Genomic DNA, 19,318 nt, shown 5'->3' on the forward strand with positions numbered 1-19,318 from the left:
GTGGAAAATCCGGCTCAGCTTCAAAAGGCTATTCATAAACTGATCGCCGCCCACGCGCGAGACCTCTCCGGTGCGTTGCACGAACATCGTGTGAAGTTGTACCCGCCAGAGGCGCGCAAAACTTTGCGTTCCTTCTCCTCGACGGAAGCTGCAAAGCTTATCGGCGTCAACGACGGATACCTTCGTCACCTCTCGATCGAGGGGAAAGGTCCGCAGCCGGAAATTGGCAACAACAATCGCCGCTCCTATACGGTCGAAACGATTCAGGCCCTACGTGAATACCTTGATCTGACCGGGAAAAATGATCGCCGCTACTCACCCAAACGCTCGGGCAAAGAGCATTTGCAGGTCATCACGGTTGTCAATTTCAAAGGTGGCAGCGGGAAGACGACAACAGCTGCACACTTGGCGCAATATCTCGCCCTGAACGGCTATCGCGTTCTTGCCATCGATCTTGATCCGCAGGCCAGTATGTCGGCACTGCACGGCTTCCAGCCGGAGTTCGACGTCAAGGACAATGAGACGCTTTACGGTGCGATGCGCTATGACGCTGAACGTCGCCCGTTGAAAGACGTGATAAAGAAGACGTATTTCGCCAACCTCGATCTGGTGCCAGGCAACCTCGAGCTGATGGAGTTCGAGCACGATACGGCAAAGGTCTTGGGCTCGAACGATCGGAAGAACATCTTCTTCACGCGAATGGACGACGCGATCGCTTCAGTCGCGGACGATTATGATGTCGTGGTCGTCGACTGCCCTCCACAGCTCGGCTTTCTAACTATTTCTGCTCTGTGTGCAGCGACCGCCGTCCTTGTCACAGTCCATCCGCAGATGCTGGACGTCATGTCCATGTGCCAGTTTCTTTTGATGACGTCGGAATTGCTGAGCGTCGTCGCGGATGCAGGCGGAAGCATGAACTACGACTGGATGCGGTACCTTGTCACTCGCTACGAGCCCGGTGATGGTCCTCAGAACCAGATGGTGTCGTTTATGAGGACAATGTTCGGTGACCATGTCCTAAATCATCCAATGTTGAAAAGCACAGCTATCTCCGACGCCGGAATTACAAAGCAGACGCTTTATGAAGTCAGCCGTGACCAGTTTACGCGCGCGACCTACGACCGTGCGATGGAATCGCTCGACAATGTGAACACTGAAATCGCACAGCTCATTCAGAGCGCATGGGGGCGCAAATGACGCTCGCATCTCGCGTAGAAGCGCAAAAGTTGTCAGCCGGAAACTTTCGGGAAACCCCTTATTGTGGGGCGGCAATCTCGACACCCGAGGGGGCTACTAATGGCTAGAAAACACCTGCTCTCCGACCTCGCTGGACCAAAGTTGCCAGCCGGAAACTCCGAAGACATTGCCGCGCAGGATGCTGCCACTCCGCAGTATTCCCCACGTGGTGCGATAGGTGCGGTCTCGCGCTCCATTGAGCTTTTGAAGTCTCAGTCGCTTACGGAACTCGATCCAGATCTCATTGACGCGCCGCTCGTGGCAGACCGCTTGGAGGAGTCTCCAGAGCAGTTCGAAGAGTTCGCTCGTAACATAAAAGAGCACGGTCAGCAGGTCCCCATCCTCGTGCGCCCTCACCCGTCTGTCGAAGGTCGATACCAGATTGCCTACGGGCGCCGACGCCTGAGAGCAGTGAAGGCTGCCGGCATCAAAGTGAAGGCTGCGATTCGCACCTTGTCGGATGACGAGTTGGTTCTGGCGCAAGGGCAAGAGAACAGCGCTCGGCAGGATCTTTCATTTATTGAGCGCGCCCTATACGCCGCAGAGCTTGAAGCCGGTGGATTTCAGCGGCCGGTCATCATGGCGGCTCTTGCGGTTGATAAAAGCAATCTTTCCCGGTTGATCCAAGCCGCCAAACAGCTTCCAGCAGATATTATCCGCTTGATCGGCGCGGCCCCTAAAACCGGTCGGGACCGTTGGTACGAATTGTCGGGCCGCCTGGGACAAGATGGCGCTTCCGAAACTGCCCGTACGTTACTCAATGACGATGCGGTGAAAAGCTTGAATTCTGACGAGCGTTTCGCTCGAGTATTCGAAGCTGTCACCCCTAAGAAGACAAAGGCAGTGAAGACTGAAACGGAAGTTTGGAAAGCTGAGGACGGCACCAAGGCCGCTCGTTACAAGCAAGACAAGCGTACGCTGACTTTAATGATCGACAAAAAGGCCGCTCCGGATTTTGCGGACTACCTGATGTCGGCCCTCCCAGAGATCTACGCTTCGTTCAAGAGGTCGAAGCAGTAGGGCGAATCGTAAACAGGAAAGGAACGATAGCGCAAAGAAAAAGCCCTCCGAAACGGTGTTCCAGAAGGCCTCTCTCAGTTTGGTCGCTTAGAGAATCGCATTTCCCGGAATCCCAGTCAAGAGTCAACGCCGTCTTGGCGTAGCCTTTTCTTTGCCTTTTGAAAGGTGAAAGAAATGCAGACAGGAAGTGTGACGACGCCTTTTGGGCGGCGGCCAATGACGCTCGCCTTGGTGAAGCGGCAAGTGGCCACAAACGATATCAAGGCTGGCAAAACGGTCGAAAAATGGAAAGTCTTCCGTGATGCCTCGGAAGCGAGAGAAGAACTCGGCTTGCAGTCGAACAGCCTGGCTGTGCTCGACGCGCTTCTGAGCTTCTATCCGGAAAACGAATTGCGCCAGGACGCGCAGCTCGTCGTGTTTCCCTCAAATGCTCAATTGATCCTTCGAGCCCATGGTATGGCAGGGGCCACGCTACGTCGGCATCTCGCATTGTTGGTTGATGCTGGTCTTATCGTTCGCAAAGACAGTGCTAACGGAAAGCGTTATGCGCGGAAGAACGGTGTCGGAGAGATTGAAAATGCGTTTGGTTTCGATCTATCGCCAATCCTTGCCAGATCTGAAGAGCTTGCTGTCATCGCGCAGAAAGTCGTTGCTGCTCGTTCCGCTTTCCGTAAGGCGAAAGAGAACCTGACAATCTGCCGCCGGGATGTTCGCAAGCTCATTACTGCGGCGATAGAGGAGGGGGCTGACGGCGACTGGATGGCGATCGAGGCTATGTACATCGACCTCGTCGCCCGCATTCCACGCTCCCCAACCATGGCTGACGTCGCCAGCATTCTCGATGAACTGGAGCTTCTGCGCGAGGAAATCCTTAATCTGTTGGATACGCAGTCAAATTCAGAATTTAATAGCACCAATGATGCTCATATTGAGCAGCACATACAGAATTCAAAACCAGAATCCTGCAATGAACTTGAACCTAGCTCTGAAAAAGAGCAGGGCGAAAAGCCGAACAAGGGACGCAAGCCTGACACTGAGACGCTGAAGGCCTTTCCTCTGGGTGTTGTGCTGAAGGCGTGCCCACAAATTAACGACTATGGTCCGGCCGGCGCTGTGGGTAGTTGGCGCGATCTGATGTCAGCCGCAGTCGTGGTGAGGTCGATGCTGGGTGTGAGCCCATCGGCCTATCAGGAGGCCTGCGAAGCCATGGGGCCCGAGAACGCAGCAGTTGCGATTGCCTGTATCCTGGAGAGGGCAGGGCACATCAATTCGGCCGGCGGCTATCTGCGTGATCTCACCAACCGGGCGGCGCGGGGCGAGTTTTCCCTTGGACCGATGGTGATGGCGCTGTTGCGATCGAACGGTGAAGCCGGAAAGAGATCGGCGTGAATGACAGTTGAAATAAAAGAGCCTCCAAAAGTGCTGAACACCATACGGCGGAGAGGAGTTTCGTCGGAATTGCGACTCAAGTCGTTCCATTCCGAGCGGCCCGGAAACGTCAGTTTCTAACGATCAGAGCGTGAAGCGACTGATATTACTGTGATATTTTCCTCGCTGTAGAAAGTTTCCGGCTGGCAACTCTCTAGGAAATGGGTTTAGGTCCAATGTCATTATTGGTATGAGGAAGTGGCTGGCGCATGACGCCGAAGTCGAAAATATAGCTGCGAATTGAGCGGCTATGGCAGGATCCCGATCTCCGGAGCCGGGTGGGCGGGTTCTTGACATCGTGCGACCACGTAGTCAGTCCCGCCTCGGGGTCTGTTTTCAATTAGGCCTTGGAATATTGATGTACGAATCAGGCCCAACCTCTGATGTCACCATTGAATAGCTCGCGCGCCAGAATCGTCCGCCCATTACCGCCGAGCCACTCCTGATCGGGCTCAACCCTTGGAGGAAGTTGGGCAGTCATCGTCGCGCTCGTTGCTCGGAGCATCTCGAACAGACGTTCACCATCCACGAGTTCGAGCTCGAGTTTGAATTTTGCCTCCTTCGCAAGGTCCGGCACACCTTGCGCAACTTTAGAAAAGCGCGAGGCAGTAGTGACGAAAATTCCACAGTCAGACCCAGTCAAAACCATCGCACGAACGAAGTTACGTACTTCGTCAACAGGTTCGGTATCCGTCGCTATTCGACGTTTCACCTGAACTGCACGTCTAACCGTGCCGTCATCACCACATGCGAGATACAGATCGATCCCGCCGTCGGGGGAGTTTGCATTAGCTGTGGTTCGGATCACCTGACCGCCGTGATGCTCCTGTAAAAGCGAGGCAACGAGATCCTCTGCCTGCTGGGCGGAAATCAACTTCCGATCTTCCCAACGCCGCAGAAGGTGCTTTCTGATCAGTTCGAGGGGGAGGGTGGTTGAACCTAAATTAATCTCGCTCTGCAGCGCATGGGTAAGTTCCCACCATGTAGACCTGGAAATCTCCCTAGGTCCCTCAAATGGTAACGATTCATGGTCTTGACGAAAATTCCACCAGCCACAGGCGAGGCATATCTCAAGGTGCAACCATCGAACCTGGCCGTATCCTGGCTTCAGTGGTTTCGTCTCCAATTCATGCTCAAACACCTGAAGGCCAATTGCACAACAGGGACAACGATGTGCTTGGAGGGCTTGCGAGAAAAATGGCGAATCGACTTCGAACTCGGCATGATCGTAATTCTGTAGGCCCGTGTGCAGAAGTCGTCGATGGTTCTGTGTCACTAGGCTTCCCACCTCTTTTACGCGCACCTGTGTCCAATATCAAAGTCTGTCCCAAAACATAAGCCGTCCTTTGCCAGTCGCTCACTTCCAAGCCACTACAGTAAGCGCGCGTTCCTCCCCGTGCGTCATGTCGCATTGCCATAATAGGTGGACGCAACTGAACTGATCGATGGCGCGACTTTTCCATTGCTTTGAGGAGCGGAACACCACGGTTGGCAGCCTCGGTGAGATAATGCGCCAACACCGGACTTTCGCTTCAATCGACGCACTGTCCGAGTTGGGGCCGAAAGCGGTCCGTCCGCCTTTCTGTTTTTCCGGAGCGGCCTGCATGTCCGCAATGTAGTTGCCAAGCGAATGAACCTGTCAGGCCTTGCCTGTCGACGACAATTGCGCTTTTTAAGGAATGACCGTTTAGGTGAGATGCGGCTGAGCAAGTCCACCAGTTGTCAAAGGAGACGCCCTTGCCGAGTCTTAAAAATGGACATTGGCTCAACGAGCCCACAGCAGCAATTGCTTCTGATATCGAAATTTCCGTAATGACTGACGCCAACACGGATTTTTGGCGAGAGACACACTATGGCTTTGTGCGCGACAGTGGCCACTTTTACGCGTTCCGGGCTGATCGTGACTTCACCGCCCAGATTCGAGTCCAAGCCCATTTTGAACATCTCTACGACCAGGCTGGACTCATGGTCAGGCTCGACGAGAGACGTTGGGTCAAGACCGGGATCGAGTTCTCAGACGGATATGGCTTGTTGGGCAGCGTGTTGACGGATGAGGTATCCGACTGGGCAACGGGGCGATATGACGGCAACCCATCCGATTTTTGGATAAGGGTGACCGTCCAGAGCGGTGTTCTGAGAATACAAGCTTCAGGAGATGGGCAGACGTGGCCACTGGTCCGCCTCGGCCCATTCCCAGAAGCGGATCATTATCTAGTTGGCCCAATGTGCTGCACTCCCGAACGTGCAGGCTTAGAGGTGAGATTTAGTGAGTGGCAATTGGGGCCGGCCTTGGGCAAAGACCTTCACGACCTGACATAGTTGCCAAATTATTTCATTTCTGAGGGAGCGAGGGCGGCCTGAATGCTCTGTGCTTGTTCACACAGACCGTTGTTCAGCGGGAAACCAACGCGATGCCCTCTTCCAACTGACGTGTGTGGTAGCGTCCTCATGGGGGCACTTCTTTCAGCTGCCGCGCTACGGTACTTTAAGATCTGACGGTTACACGGGGTAACACATAGGACGCACTGGGACCCCGAAATGACGCAATTGCCACCACGACTGTCAAGGACACTGTTGGGCCACTATCACGAAATGATGGCCGCATATCATCGCAGTGCTGCACACAAGTTGCCGGGAGGAAAAGGCGTAATCCGCGAAGACGCGGTTGCAAATTTTATTGGTACATGGCTTTCAAAGAGAAACAGGCCCCATACGAATGTATTCGCAAGCGCAATCGGAGGAGAGCAACTGGGGCCGGAGCTCGATCTTGTTGTTCTTGATGAGTTTGACGGGGTGGCATGGCCGATTGACGCTGGAGCGGTCAACGCCGTTGTAACTTGGGAACAGATCCGCGTCGTCGTGGAAGTGAAATCGACACTGACCGAACATACCCTCAACAAGGCGTGCGAGGCTATGAACGAGGTTGCGGCGTTTGCAGAGAGGAATGGTGATCCGGTCCCGACGCGGCTTCTGTTTGCGTATCAGATCGACCCAGATCTTAAAGACGACCTTCTGTACCAATTTGAAGAGCAAGGATCAGATAGTTATCCATTCGACGCTTTTGTGATCCTTCAATGCGGCGTCTTCTGCTCATCAGAACTAAATGACCTTCGTTGGGGGTTTGCTTCAGGCTTAGCGCCCGAAAAAGTTGCCAATGACGGTCCCTACCAAGACAAAGCCGCTTTGGAATTCGGTGAGCAAACGCGTTTTGCGCGTGGTTTTAGGTCGATGGGAGACGGCTCTCACGAGGAAACTCTAATGGCACTTGCATGTATCGTGACGAACGCGGTTACGGATGGGAAATCCACTCAAGCACTGCTTTCAGCCTTGAAAAGGGTCGAGTATTTTCCGATTAGCTGAGAATGCACGCAGATCGCCATACTCTCACGGCCTCATAATCTGTCTAGAGCATCCTCGCCGCCCGGCCACTGCGGCGCGTGGCATTATTGTAATAGCTTGAAGCCTGCTGGACGGATCGGTGACGCGATTGCTCCATCGCCTCCGGGAGCGGGATGCCGCGGTTGGCGGCCTCGGTCAAATACCCGGACCGTAACCCGTGCGCCGAAAACTCCCCCGGCTCCAACCCTGCCATCTCCGCCCGCTGCTTGAGAATCGTATTAATAGACTGCGGATCGATCGCCCGCTTTGACACGGTGCCCCATCGCCCAATCCCCCTGAAGATACTGCCCTTATCGATCTTCGCCGCCGACATCCATGTATAGAGAGCCTCGACCGGCCGGCCTGTGAGATAGACGGTATCGTCCTGCTCGCCCGACGTTGTCTTGGTCCGGCCGAGATGAATGGCAAGAGAGGGGAGGGGAGGGCCGTCCGGCATCTTGATCGGCGGCTCGATGGTCAATTGTTCCACCCGAAGTCCGGCGATCTCGCTGCGCCTCCGGCCGCCGGACGCAAACGCTACCATCAGGATTGCCCGGTCACGGAGATCGCGCAGGCTGTCGGTCGCGCAGGTCGACAGCAGTTTTGCCAGGATGTCACCGGTGACCGCCTTGGCGCTCTTGCGACCCCGCGTCCGGGGGACGGCGCGAACCGAAAGGCGGATGGCCGATTTCAGGGCAGGGGAGGCGAAGGCGCCATCAAGGCCCCGCCACTTGGTCAGCGTCGACCAATTCGCCAGCCTCCGGCGCACCGTCGCCGGCGCATGCGGGCCGACGGATTTCAGGAACCCTTGGCTTCGAAGGTTTCCGTCGACGTCGGCCGGCATGCCATGGCCGGGATCGGCTGCACGCTTTTCAGGATCCCACAAATGATGGGCAACGAATTTTAGTAGGAGCGCTTCGGGCGCGGGCCAAGGCAGCGATTTCCCGGTTGCTGCCAAGCCCCACGCCTCGAGATAACTGAGATCGGAGGTGAGTGCCCGCAATGTGTTGTCGCCCATGCCCTGGTTGACGAGATGGCGCAGCGTCTCGATGTCTTGGTCAGTGAGAAGCTCGGCGAGTTCGTCGCGGCGCTCCATAGGCAGCACGGAAGCGATGGTGTCGAGTTCTTCAGCGCGCCGCTCGACGGCGGTCAGTGATGTCTTGGCTTTGAGCACGGACGCTCCAAAATCGTGGGTTTCGGCGGCCTTCAGGGCCGTGATTTGGCCCGATTCTTTCTGATTTGCGACTCCAGATCAACTACCATCGATAAACGTTTGTTATCGATGGTTATAACCCCAACCCATAATCATACCATGTGACGGACACAAACTATTCACTGGTGTCCGTTTAACAAATCATTTACCATGATTTCAATGGTTTACGATATCGCCAAATTGCCTATCTCGACGTTGCTGCGGCCGATTTCGGACGCGGTCTCCGCGTTGTCTCGTCTCGATGAACGGATTGCCCGCTCAGGGGTCGGTGATGGCTTTGTCGAACGTTCCCACTTCACCGACGCCTGCGCGTCGCTTTGGATCGACGGTGAACTCGTCCATCTCGAAGACCTCGTTCTCCACGATGCCACCAAAGACATCCGCACCCCAACCCACGAACTCACCATCGCCCGCGATGTTTTGCGCACTCGGCGTCGCATCGTCGCGCAGCCACCAAAATGGGCACTGTCATCCAACGGCCTCCGGAGCATCCGCGGACACGACGTCGTCGCCGGCGCGTCTGCATCATCTTCGGATGATCAGACACCGGTCGCGGCTGATGAAGACGCCGTGCCCGACATCGCCAACGAAGCAGGAGAGGGCAACGAGGACAAAGGTGCGAGAGCGCTTGACGACGAATTCGCTGACATCGACGCGTTGCTCGCCCGCTCGGACGCCGCCATCGAGCAGGCAAAGCGTCCCGGCCCGCTGGCGGCCGGGCGTGCGGCCGAAAAAAATCCGATGATCTATGATCTCGACTGGGATGAGGATGAGCGGCTAGACGAATGGCAGGGCGTGGTGCAGCAGGCCGAAAATTTGCCGCCGGTGCTGCAGGCGACCATCGCCCTCGATGCCTGGAATGAATTGTCAGTGCTGCAGCATGCGCCTTGGCTGGGCCGGCTGTTGTCCGCGTCCATCCTACGCCAGGCTAGCATCACATCAGGTGCGCATCTCGTCGCCATCAATCTGGGCCTGAAAACCATTCCCGTCGATCGGCGACGGCATCGCGATAGGGAAACCCGACTGCTGGCGATTGCCCATGGATTGTTGGCGGCCGCAGAAGTCGGGCTGAAGGAGCATGACCGACTGGCGCTGGCGCGAACCATGCTGGAGCGCAAGCTGGTCGGAAGGAGGACGTCGTCAAAGATGCCGAAGCTGATTGAGCTGGCAATGGGAAAACCATTGGTGTCGGCCGGGATGATTGCCAAGGAACTGGGCGTCACGCCGCGAGCGGCGCTGAGGATCGTCGAGGAATTGGGTTTGCGGGAGATGACGGGGAGGGGAAGGTTTAGGGCATGGGGGGTAAGGTGATGAGCCCGCCGAGCGTTCCCGCTGCAAACTGGACGGCCAGCGATCTCGCCGATCGAGCTCTCCAGGCATTGCAAACGCAATTAGCCTCAGATACTCCAAATCCATTAGAGTTATGTTCAACTTTTGTTTGCAATGCTGATCTCATGCTGCCTCGCGACTACAGACTGCACGAGCTAAATGAAGATGAGTTTGAAAAGCTCGTCGTTCGCATTTGTGTGCGCTGGTTAGGCGAGGGTGTGACCCCATTTGCTCGCGGACGGGACGGTGGCCGCGATGGAAAGTTTCACGGCACTGCGAACGCGTTCCCGAGCGACGCATCGCCGTTGTCCGGACATTTTGTCCTTCAGGCAAAGCACATCAGCGCGCCAAACAGATCGTGTTCCGACCCCGATTTCGCCGGCTTGCTCGGGAAAGAGCATGGCAAGATCAAGCGGCTGAACGGGGACGGGATTTGCGACCACTATCTCGTTTTCGCCAACAGGAAATATACGGGCGGTGCTGACGAAAAGTTCATGAAGGATCTCTTGGGGCTCGGGATCAGCTCCGCGCACATTATCGGCGTTGAACGTCTTCACCTAGCGCTCGATGATTACGCGAACATCCGAGAAACCTTGCCTAACTGGCTCGACTCATCTCCTTTCCGCTTCAACCCGGACGAACTGGTAGAAGTGATCAGCGCGCTTCACGCCTATACTAAGGATGACCCTACCAGCGCGTTTGACAGCGCGCTCGACTTTGAAAAGCTTAAGATGCCGCAGAAAAACAAGATCAATGGCGTCTCCGACGAATACTACAAGCAGGTGATTGTCGCTCAATCCATGCCGCATTTTGATCGCGTCGCCCAGTTCCTTCAGAATCCTAGGAACGAGGAATTCGCGGCTCTCTATCATGATGCTGCCGATGAGCTTAAGCAGAAGATCATTGCCAAGCGCGCTCAGTTCGGAGCGTTCGATGACATCTTCGTCTTCATGTACGAACAGATCCAGGAGAAGCGTGAAGCCCTGCGGGGCAAACGCCGCCTGATTTCGATCCTGCTGCACTACATGTATTTCAATTGCGATATTGGCATCAAACAGCTGGAGGAGAATGAAGATGTCATCCACGTTGACGCCTAAGAAACATCTCAACTTGGACACTTCATTGCTGCGCGTATTTTCGCTCGTCCTCAAAGAGCTTCAGAAGCGGGGCGTTTGTGAATTTGAGAAGCTGCGCGGAGTCGTGATCCGACGGGTGGGTTCCGATGGCGAGCTTTCCTTCCTGCCCGCCCTCGACCTTCTGTTTCTATTGGGCAAGGCCGAGTATCACCTCAAGAACGATACGCTCGAATATAAGGGGACTGACTGACCATGCAGCTCAGCCGCCTGTACTCCAACCTTCCAGATGTTCTCTCACCGGTCGCTTTCAATCATGGGGCCGATGCCATTCATCTGAATGTGGTGCTTGGTGAGGTCAACCATCCAGGGGATCGTAGAAAAGACTCGCATAATCTCGGCAAGACGACACTACTGCACGTCATCGACTTCATGATGCTGAAGGGATGGTCGCAGGAGAGCTTTCTCCATAGACATCGTGACCGCTTTTCAGATTTCGTTTTCTTTCTTGAGATCGCCTTGAATAGTGGCGGTTACGCCACCATACGGCGCAGCGTCGTCGCCCCGACCCGGATCGCTCTGTCCCGTCACAAAGATCCCGACGCAGATTTCAGCGCGGCAGCCGAAGACGTATGGGATCATCCCGATCTGCCGATCGACGAAGCCATCAAGCTTCTTGACGCTTGGCTCGATCTCAGAGCGTTAAAACCCTACGATTATAGGAAGGCAATCACGTATTTTCTGCGATCGCAAGGCGACTGGAGTGATGAGCTACAGCTGCAAAAATTCCAAGCGGGGCGCGACCTTCATTGGAAGCCGTTTGTCGCTCAACTATTTGGCTTCGATCAGACGCCGATCATTCGAAAGTATGAGCTGGACGAACGAATTGCGAAACTCCAAGAAAAGCAGTCTGAACAGCAGTCTGAGGTCCAGTTCAAAGAAGAGGACCTTCCCAAACTGACGGCGGAACTAGGCGTGCTCCAACAACAGGTTGAGGATTTGGAAGCGCAGCTAGATGCGTTCCGCTTTGATGACGAAGAGCGCCGCCTTATGCGCGATTTGGTGGAAACCATTGAGAGCGAGATCGCGAGCCTGAACCAGCAAATTTATGATGCTAGATATGATATCGGCCAGATCGATAGCTCGCTTAGCCACAAGGACAAATTCGACCTCGACGAGGTGCAATCGATCTTTGACAATGCAAAGCTCCATTTTCCGGCACAACTGAAAAAGCAATACAGCGAACTGGTTGAGTTCAAGAAGAAGGTCACGCAGGAGCGCAATGCAGCGCTGCGAAAGCGCCGCAAGGAATTAGAGGAGGAACTTTTGGCCGCGGAAGGTCGCAAGGCGTCTCTTGACGCTCAACGAGTGCAACGTCTGAAAGTGCTCCGTTCGACCGATACCTTCGAAAAGTTCAAGGCCCTGCAGAAAGATGTCACCGTGCAGCGCGCGCAGCTCGTATTCCTTGGCGAACAGCGCAAGAAACTTGAGGAGCTCGTGGAAACGGCTCGCCGCGTTCGTGAAGCTGAACGTGATCGTGGACGTGTGGTTGACGAAATAAAAGCGATGCTTGCAAAACCGACGATTATCTACGAACGCTTCACCCGCATTTTCAACGATTTTTGCCAGAAGGTGCTCAATCATGAGGGCATCTTCTTCTTTCACGTCAATTCAAACAACAACCTGGACTACAAGATCAGCCTGGGCCTCGCCGGCCAAAAGGGCGTCGCATCCAGCCAGGGCGAGGGCACAAGCTATAAGAAGCTTGTTTGTGCTTTGTTCGACCTGGCGCTTTTGCGTGTCTATGAGGACATTCCGTTCTTTCATTTTGTCTACCATGACGGGATGATGGAAGCGCTCGACAATCGCAAGAAGCTAGCTTTCCTTGAAGTCGTTCGCGATCAGATCAGCAATGGAAAGCTCCAATATATCATGACAGTTATCGCGTCCGATCTACCGCGCGACGCAAATGGAAAGCTTGTTGCTTTTGCCGATGATGAGATAGTTCTGCGCCTGGACGACAGCGGACAAGCTGGCCGACTTTTCAAAATGGCGGAATTCTGAATTGGTGCTAGCTTAGAGGCCCGCCGATTTCGGTGCACTTGGTCCGACATTCTGATGCGCACGAGAGGTGCCGGGATGGTATTGGGCACCAGTGCTCAGTGGCATATATCATAGCGAATAGCGTCTCCGGTAGGACAGTCGACCCGCCAACGCGCCGCTTGGAAAACCGGTGCAGCAGCGCACCTTGCGGGCTACATTGTGCGTAAGATTGCCAACTTGGGAAACAGCCTGCAACTGTCTTTTGATGGCTGCCAGTCTTCGACCAGGATAGCGTTCTAGGCGGCCACGAGCGGCGATCCAACGTTGATATGCAAATGCCTCGTCTCTTTTCCTGTGATCGTCGCTTCGAATAAACCTTCGTGTTCGCGAACGTCTGAGGAGAATTTTTTATATGGGGTATTATAAAATGCTCGCAGAATAAAATTCATAAAAGAAAACGGCGACAAAGGTCCGGTCACGGGAATGCGGCAGTTTTTGTATTGGCCGATGGTGAGATGCGACATGGGATGGTGGTAGTCGTCAAAGGCAGTGGGGTCAAAGTCAAATCGTATTGGAGAAGTGACTATGTTACTCGCAATCACATCACCGTACATTTCATCTAGTTCATATACTTCGCTATTGTTTTGATATTCTAAAAGGTCAGGTGATGGGAAAAAGGCCAGCCGATGTTTAACGAGCTTATCATTTGAGAAATGATAGAGCATTTGAATCACGCCGCCATCGATTAGTCTCAGATTATAAGATCTGTTTAGCCGTAACTCTCGATAAGATTCTGCATAGGGAATATTTTTCAGCGTTACAGAAAGGTTCTCTAAACCGCTGAAACTGACGGTGAGCGATCCATCCCTCTCAGTTTTCATCGTGGGAAAGTTTTGATCTACACACAAGCCGACGGCGATCAGATCAGCGGTGATTTCAGATATCTGTGTCCGAATAGCATTAGCCGTTAGCATTCCCAGCTCCAGTTGCCAGGAATTTGCGGAGTGCGTCAACGTCCTGTTTAGGGAGATCCTCGATGAGCACCTTCCCCGCGCTTATATCGCTCACGAGGGAAGACAGCCTTGTCGCGGCGCCTTTGATTGATTTTTGCTCTTCAGGGGTAAGATCTCGATTGATAACTTTGAGATGCTTTCTTGTCTCTTCGTCAGGATAGACAAAATTTAGCTCGTAGTTGTGTCCTGCCACTCGTTGAAATTCCTCTGTGAGTTTATCCATATTTGGGCCGAATCCTAAAACTCTGACCCACGCTTTGCTTCGCGTTATCGCGGTGAAAAGCTGATTTCGGACGCGCCCTAAACTACCAAACGATTGATAGCAATCTTGCGCATTCATGACGTAGACTATGCCCGCCTCATTACCTTTGGCCCGAAATATCCCGGTGAAGGCGATTGATTCATCATCACCTTTGAAGAAAATATCCGATGATGTGTCGACGCCGGCGACATGAGATTGGATTCCTCTCTCGAACAATAACTTTCGAGCTGGTCCGACTTCTCTGACAGTCGTAAGCGGATCAGGGTTGATGACTATAATATCGTCAAAATTTAATTCATCATGGCGAACGTTCTTTTCAACCTGATCGGCAATCCACTTCGCTTGTTGTTCTGCTCCTGCAAAGCTGAGGAATTCGACTAGGGGCGCCGAATGTCCCGGTTCCTCCAGAAACTCTGGGCTGGACTGCGGCGTGCGAGTCAAAGTCACTTGCGCTCCGTCGGTAAGCGACCCCGTTTTCACGACATATCCTACGTCTTTCCAAAGATCAGCGCGGTCAAACATCTGAATCAAACCCGTGTTCGTTTTCGGATCTACATCACGATAAATGCCGAAACCTAGCGCGTGAGCGGTAGCAAGCACTGGCCGCGAATTTCTGTAGCACTTTTCTAGAATAATGTCCTGATTTGGTTGACCAGGTTGTGGCTCTGAGAAAACGACTTCTGGTGAGCCATCAGCCTTCTTGCCGAATAGTTCTTCAGGAGGAGGTAAGCTACTCTCGGTCAATGACTGTAACTCGTCGTAGGCATAGACGAGCCGTTTCGATGGGCCGAGGGCCAGGTAGCACAACCTCAGAAAGTTCGGATGGAAGTCCTGTGCTTCATCGACCAGAATGACATCAAAAATTGTTTTAATGTCTGTCAACTTTTGAAGCGATGTTTGAACCGCTCCTTCGAAAGCACGCGGTTGGGAGAAGCGGTCTTTAGCCTGCTGGAAATCATAAAATTCAAGACCGTTCGCGACGCAGAACTGAAAATACACGCCCGTGCGGCTAGGGCCACCCGGCGCACCCCAAGCGTTTATTATTTGAATATTTTCCCAAACCGGTGCCTCCCCGGTCTGTTCAACAACGAAGGTTTCGATGAGCCTATGGAACTGCGCTTTTAGGGAGCGGGTGTTGAATGTTACAGCGATTTTCCAATCCGGATGCTGTGCATGCAGATAGGCCGCCTTCAGTGCGAGAATGATTGTTTTGCCGGAACCGGCAAGACCACGGATACGCTGCACGCCTTCTACCGTTTCGATTACCGCTCGGCTCTGAATCGAATCGAGGTTGGCAATGGAATCCTCCAGTCTTTTCAATTGTGATCCAAGCGAATTGGGCACCGATGCAATCCGCCGCCTTTTGCCTTTTCGGATCGATGAGATCGATTGAATTACGGAATGGGTGGCGGCATAAAGCTCCGGATTCTCCCAGTTGATGGCACTTAAAGTTTCTATAAGGTCGTCGTCTGTTACAATACGATATTCGTCGCTCGTCGGAGGTGACTTTGCCATGGGCGCGTAGGTAACGACTACGGGCAAGGCTAAAAGCGTCCGACCTTTCATTAATTGTTTATGCGGTCGAAATTTCGTCTCTAGATTGTTAGCGAATTCATCTTGGACTTCCTCGAAGCCTTCGTAATCCTTGCCCTCAATCAGGTGAAAAATGACGACGCCGTGAGCAGGACTGATCCATAGCGCATCAATCGAGTTTACGCCTTCGGCTGCCGACAAAACTGGGTAGCCCACATAGAGAAAGCCTTCGTCTCGGAACTCACGCTCAATGTGAGTAGCTAGCCGTTGACTAGTTACAGGCTTACGAGTTGATCCCCAGACGATTTCGGTCATATGCAGATGGCTTCTTTTGCTAAAACTCGTCTTATTTAACCGAACTTCCAAAGTGGGGATAGCACTTTAAAAGCGGACTTCACCATTATGTTCGATCGGTCGCAGGTCGGCTCTCCATCAAAGTGCGACGATGGATGGGAATCCCGTGTGTTGGGCCCAATGCTAGGAGACTGATGCAGCAGACTATCTCTGGTCACCATCTTTATCATACAAATTCAGCGGGTTGACTTCTGAATCGAAGAAGCGCCGGTTCGATTCTGTTCAAGGCGAGGAGGACCCCATACCCGATTCGTAAACCTGTCGGTGCGTTCAACAAGAATGTGTAGTGGCAAGATCTGACGAATGATCGGCAATAGGCCGCTTCAGCGCGCGATTAGTTCGCATTGTTTAGCGTATCAGTAAGGCGGCTTATTAGGCATTGTGTGAAAGCTAGGCCCTAATTGTTGTGAACGGCTGCCAATCCCTGGTCTCGACCGATGATTTCGCTTGCTCCATAGCTTACGTGTATGTGAAATTGATGGCCCACTAAGACAAGCTGCGATCATCGCGGGAATGAAAATTTGAGGACTTCACATGCCATTCTTCCTCGTAACCCAGACCTCGCTGGTTGAGGGGGAAGATGAGGTATCTGCCGCAGAGAAGGCGCTCCGCCAGATTAGGGACGCTGACAAAGTCGCTTTCTCAGTCAAATTTGATGAGCATACTATCACGAAGGTCTCGATCAGTGCGCCCGGCAAGATGCTTGAGGCGACCGCCTCTGCAAGCGCTTATCCCCTAGGGCTTGCCGCACCGATTGGCAATGGGTTGGCGCCACCGCAACCAGTCGTGCTCCCAGCATTGGGCCGTGATTTACCGTCGACGATTGCTCTTGTGACAACGGGGGTCGTTGTCGGCGCTGCCTGGAGCTACTGGTTCGGTTGAGGCAGTCGCTTCAAGTTATTGTGCCAATTGGGATTGAGTGTTTGAGGGGTAATAGTCAGGTTGAGATGGCTGTGAAACCAGGAAAGAAACAAAAGCAGACCATTCCATCCGCGTCTCGTGGACTGCTTACCCAGCTCGCAGCAATGCCCGAGCAACTGAAACGTGCTGATTTCCGCCAACAATATGCTGCGCTTTGCTTCCGGTGCTTTCCCGACCGCGATGACATCGAGATTTTGGTGATCACCTCGCGGGAAACTGGCCGCTGGATCATTCCCAAGGGCTGGCCGATGAAGAAAAAGAAACCGTATGAAGCAGCGGCGCTTGAAGCCTTTCAGGAGTCTGGCGTGCGCGGCCGTGTCGGCAAACGCGCAGTCGGTCGCTACACCTACCTAAAATGGCTCGATAACCAGCATGTCTCGCCCTGCATCGTTGAAGTCTTTCCGATGGATGTCACGGAACAGAAGGCCGATTATAAAGAACAGGGCCAACGCAAGCTAGCGTGGGTTTCACCCGACGAGGCTGCACGCCGGGTGCGCGAGGTCGAGCTTAAATCGCTGCTCGTTCATTTCCGGCCGAAGCGGAAGAAAATTTCTGGAGAATAGTCTAGGAGAAGCTGATTGCGATGGTCCTCACTTAGTCCATCAAATCACACTTGCACCATCTGTGCGGCACTCATCAGTTGTGGCAACGGCATTATTGTCAAACAATATCCAATCAGGCGGCCCGTCCAACCCCAGAAGGGGAGGTCTTGCGCGCGCTCGCTGCTCGGTCCATGTAAAATTGCGCCACAAGATTAAACAGGTCTTTGGCCTCATTCGACAAAGCCGAGCTCGCCGCCTTCGTCTGTTCGACCATTGCAGCGTTTTGCTGTGTGCGTTGGTCAATTACATTCACGGCTTTGTTGATCTCTGTCAGACCGATGGACTGCTCTCTGGCAGCATCAACAATTGCTGCAACGTTCGTGCTGATCTCATTGACCTGTGTGACGATCTTTGTGAGTGCTTCACCGGTCTTATCCACGAGAGTGACACCGCGTTTCACCTGTTCAGCTGATGAGACAATAAGGGCTTTGATCTCCTTGGCGGCTGTCGCGGACCTCTGGGCGAGCGATCGCACCTCCTGCGCGACGACAGCGAACCCTTTCCCTGCTTCTCCGGCCCTAGCAGCCTCCACGCCAGCATTCAGTGCAAGAAGATTGGTTTGGAACGCGATCTCTTCAATCAGCCCCACAATCCCAGAGATTTGGCGAGAAGACACATCGATTGCCCCCATAGCCACCATCGCTTCACTGACAACCTCTCCGGATTTCTGAGCATCTACGCGCGCCATTTCGACAAGATGACCAACGTCATCGGCTCGACGACTGCTGTCTGCTACTGTCGTTGTAATCTGCTCAAGAGAAGCAGCGGTTTGCTCCACCGACGCGGCCTGATCGTCGGTTCGGCGCGAAAGATCGTCGGCCGACAATCGAACCTCTGCTGCCGATGCAGCAATAGCCTCCGCGTTGCTGGCAACGGCTGAAATGGTCTCACAGAGACGTTGCGCTGCAGTGTTGAAATCTACGCGCAGGCGCTCGAGCGACGGTATAAACGGCTGCTCGATCTCTTTTGTGAGATCACCCTTGGCAAGATCATTCAAGCGAGCAGCAAGCGTTTCGACATTCTGTACTCTAGCTGTGACATCAGTCGCAAACTTAAGCACTTTTCGCACGCGGCCCGTCTCATCAAGAATAGGGTTGTAAGACGCCTGAATATGAACGAAGTGTCCATCCTTGGCCACACGCTTGAACTCGGATGCAATGAACTCACCATCCTGGAGCCGCTTCCAGAATTGATCATATTCCACCGATTGCACAATTGCCTCATCGCAGAAAATTGCATGGTGCCGCCCCAAGATCTCTTCGAGTTCGTATCCCATAGTTTGGAGAAAATTCTGATTCGCGCCGAGAATTTGGCCGTCCGGCGTAAACTCGATGATAGCCTGCGCCCGGGACAATGCCGCAACCTTGCCAGCATCCTCGGCGGCGCGGATTACAGTGCCCGTGATATCGGTCGCAACCTTCACTACTTTGTAGACCTTGCCCGCGCGCGAGACAGGACTGTAGGACGCTTCGATCCAAATTTCCCTGCCGCCTTTAGCTAGACGCTTGTACTGACGACGGTCGCTGTTGCCTCTTGCGAGTTTCGCCCAGAACATCTTGTAATCCGAGTGGGCTGCCTCATCGGAAGCGACGAAGATCGAATGATGTTGGTTGATGATTTCCGCCGCCTCGTACCCAACTAGATTGCAGAAATTTTCGTTGGCAGCGAGGACTCGCCCAGATGGATCAAATTCTATGATGGCCTGAGAGCTGCTTAGGGCTTGGAGAACGCGGGCAGCGTCAGTGGGTATGGAAAAGGCCATTTTTTTGCTTTCTGGAGGGTGAAGGTCGAAGCTCCCAAAAGCGAGAATTGCCGAGAATGTTCCATGCCAGCGCTCTGAGTAAGTGGTTCATGCTTTTTATAATTTACGGCCAGTTAAATCTTTCTTCTAATAGCTTCGTGATCAATTTAGT

Annotated in this window: 16 protein-coding genes; 11 read left to right on the forward strand and 5 right to left on the reverse strand. The window is 53.7% G+C overall.

Going from position 1 to position 19,318, the window contains the following annotated elements; all coding sequences use genetic code 11:
- The 3 genes from repA to repC all read left to right on the forward strand — a co-directional run bounded on the left by repA (nt 1) and on the right by repC (nt 3,645).
- Complete coding sequence (repA, locus tag RMR21_RS24855; protein ID WP_020046783.1) at nt 1–1,197, forward strand: plasmid partitioning protein RepA; 1,197 nt, start codon at nt 1–3, stop codon at nt 1,195–1,197.
- A gap of 99 nt (nt 1,198–1,296) precedes the next feature.
- Nucleotides 1,297–2,256: a plasmid partitioning protein RepB gene (repB, locus tag RMR21_RS24860; RefSeq protein ID WP_320188725.1), complete on the forward strand. Its 960-nt coding sequence runs from the start codon at nt 1,297–1,299 to the stop codon at nt 2,254–2,256.
- 174 nt (nt 2,257–2,430) lie between these two features.
- On the forward strand, nt 2,431–3,645 hold the full coding sequence (gene repC, locus RMR21_RS24865; protein ID WP_320187918.1) for a plasmid replication protein RepC: 1,215 nt from the start codon (nt 2,431–2,433) through the stop codon (nt 3,643–3,645).
- Nucleotides 3,646–4,051: 406 nt separating this feature from the next.
- Here repC and RMR21_RS24870 read toward each other — a convergent pair whose 3' ends face one another.
- Nucleotides 4,052–4,960, reverse strand: coding sequence for a restriction endonuclease (locus RMR21_RS24870; protein WP_320187919.1), 909 nt, complete (start codon nt 4,958–4,960; stop codon nt 4,052–4,054).
- 443 nt (nt 4,961–5,403) lie between these two features.
- Here RMR21_RS24870 and RMR21_RS24875 point away from each other — a divergent pair, with 443 nt between their 5' ends.
- Both RMR21_RS24875 and RMR21_RS24880 read left to right on the forward strand, forming a co-directional pair.
- A complete protein-coding gene (locus tag RMR21_RS24875; RefSeq protein WP_416409725.1) occupies nt 5,404–6,003 on the forward strand; it encodes a DUF1349 domain-containing protein in 600 nt (199 codons plus the stop codon).
- 219 nt (nt 6,004–6,222) lie between these two features.
- Entirely contained in the window at nt 6,223–7,044 is an 822-nt protein-coding gene (locus tag RMR21_RS24880; RefSeq protein WP_320187921.1) for a DUF6602 domain-containing protein, read from the forward strand.
- Between the two features lie 43 nt (nt 7,045–7,087).
- Here RMR21_RS24880 and RMR21_RS24885 read toward each other — a convergent pair whose 3' ends face one another.
- Nucleotides 7,088–8,236, reverse strand: a complete 1,149-nt coding sequence (locus RMR21_RS24885; protein ID WP_320187922.1) for a site-specific integrase — start codon at nt 8,234–8,236, stop codon at nt 7,088–7,090.
- Nucleotides 8,237–8,425: 189 nt separating this feature from the next.
- Between RMR21_RS24885 and RMR21_RS24890 the strand changes: the two genes are divergently transcribed.
- From RMR21_RS24890 to RMR21_RS24905, 4 genes are read left to right on the forward strand one after another with little or no spacing between them, the layout of a single operon-like run.
- Nucleotides 8,426–9,586, forward strand: coding sequence for an RHE_PE00001 family protein (locus RMR21_RS24890; protein ID WP_320187923.1), 1,161 nt, complete (start codon nt 8,426–8,428; stop codon nt 9,584–9,586).
- On the forward strand, nt 9,586–10,701 hold the full coding sequence (locus tag RMR21_RS24895) for an ABC-three component system protein (RefSeq protein ID WP_320187924.1): 1,116 nt from the start codon (nt 9,586–9,588) through the stop codon (nt 10,699–10,701). Before RMR21_RS24890 ends, RMR21_RS24895 begins: the two co-directional genes overlap by 1 nt.
- Nucleotides 10,679–10,930, forward strand: coding sequence for an ABC-three component system middle component 8 (locus RMR21_RS24900; RefSeq protein WP_320187925.1), 252 nt, complete (start codon nt 10,679–10,681; stop codon nt 10,928–10,930). Before RMR21_RS24895 ends, RMR21_RS24900 begins: the two co-directional genes overlap by 23 nt.
- 2 nt (nt 10,931–10,932) lie before the next feature.
- Nucleotides 10,933–12,741 carry a DUF2326 domain-containing protein gene (locus RMR21_RS24905; RefSeq protein ID WP_320187926.1) on the forward strand — a complete coding sequence of 603 codons (1,809 nt, stop codon included), beginning with the start codon at nt 10,933–10,935 and terminating at the stop codon, nt 12,739–12,741.
- Nucleotides 12,742–13,016: 275 nt separating this feature from the next.
- Here RMR21_RS24905 and RMR21_RS24910 read toward each other — a convergent pair whose 3' ends face one another.
- Together RMR21_RS24910 and RMR21_RS24915 are read right to left on the reverse strand one after the other, a co-directional pair.
- Nucleotides 13,017–13,694 (reverse strand): DUF2290 domain-containing protein, encoded by a 678-nt coding sequence (locus RMR21_RS24910; protein WP_320187927.1) that lies wholly within the window; start codon nt 13,692–13,694, stop codon nt 13,017–13,019.
- The gene (locus RMR21_RS24915) at nt 13,681–15,843 is read right to left on the reverse strand and encodes a DEAD/DEAH box helicase (protein WP_320187928.1); all 2,163 of its coding nucleotides are present in this window, start codon (nt 15,841–15,843) and stop codon (nt 13,681–13,683) included. The genes RMR21_RS24910 and RMR21_RS24915 overlap by 14 nt, the downstream gene beginning before the upstream one ends.
- A 573-nt stretch (nt 15,844–16,416) precedes the next feature.
- Here RMR21_RS24915 and RMR21_RS24920 point away from each other — a divergent pair.
- On the forward strand, nt 16,417–16,764 hold the full coding sequence (locus RMR21_RS24920; RefSeq protein ID WP_320188710.1) for a hypothetical protein: 348 nt from the start codon (nt 16,417–16,419) through the stop codon (nt 16,762–16,764).
- Nucleotides 16,765–16,835: 71 nt separating this feature from the next.
- The gene (locus RMR21_RS24925) at nt 16,836–17,366 is read left to right on the forward strand and encodes an NUDIX hydrolase (protein WP_320188012.1); all 531 of its coding nucleotides are present in this window, start codon (nt 16,836–16,838) and stop codon (nt 17,364–17,366) included.
- Nucleotides 17,367–17,478: 112 nt separating this feature from the next.
- Here RMR21_RS24925 and RMR21_RS24930 read toward each other — a convergent pair whose 3' ends face one another.
- Complete coding sequence (locus RMR21_RS24930; RefSeq protein ID WP_320187929.1) at nt 17,479–19,167, reverse strand: methyl-accepting chemotaxis protein; 1,689 nt, start codon at nt 19,165–19,167, stop codon at nt 17,479–17,481.
- Between the last annotated feature and the right edge of the window lie 151 nt (nt 19,168–19,318).

The sequence above is a fragment of the Agrobacterium sp. rho-8.1 genome, assembly GCF_033957725.1.
Taxonomy (GTDB): domain Bacteria; phylum Pseudomonadota; class Alphaproteobacteria; order Rhizobiales; family Rhizobiaceae; genus Agrobacterium.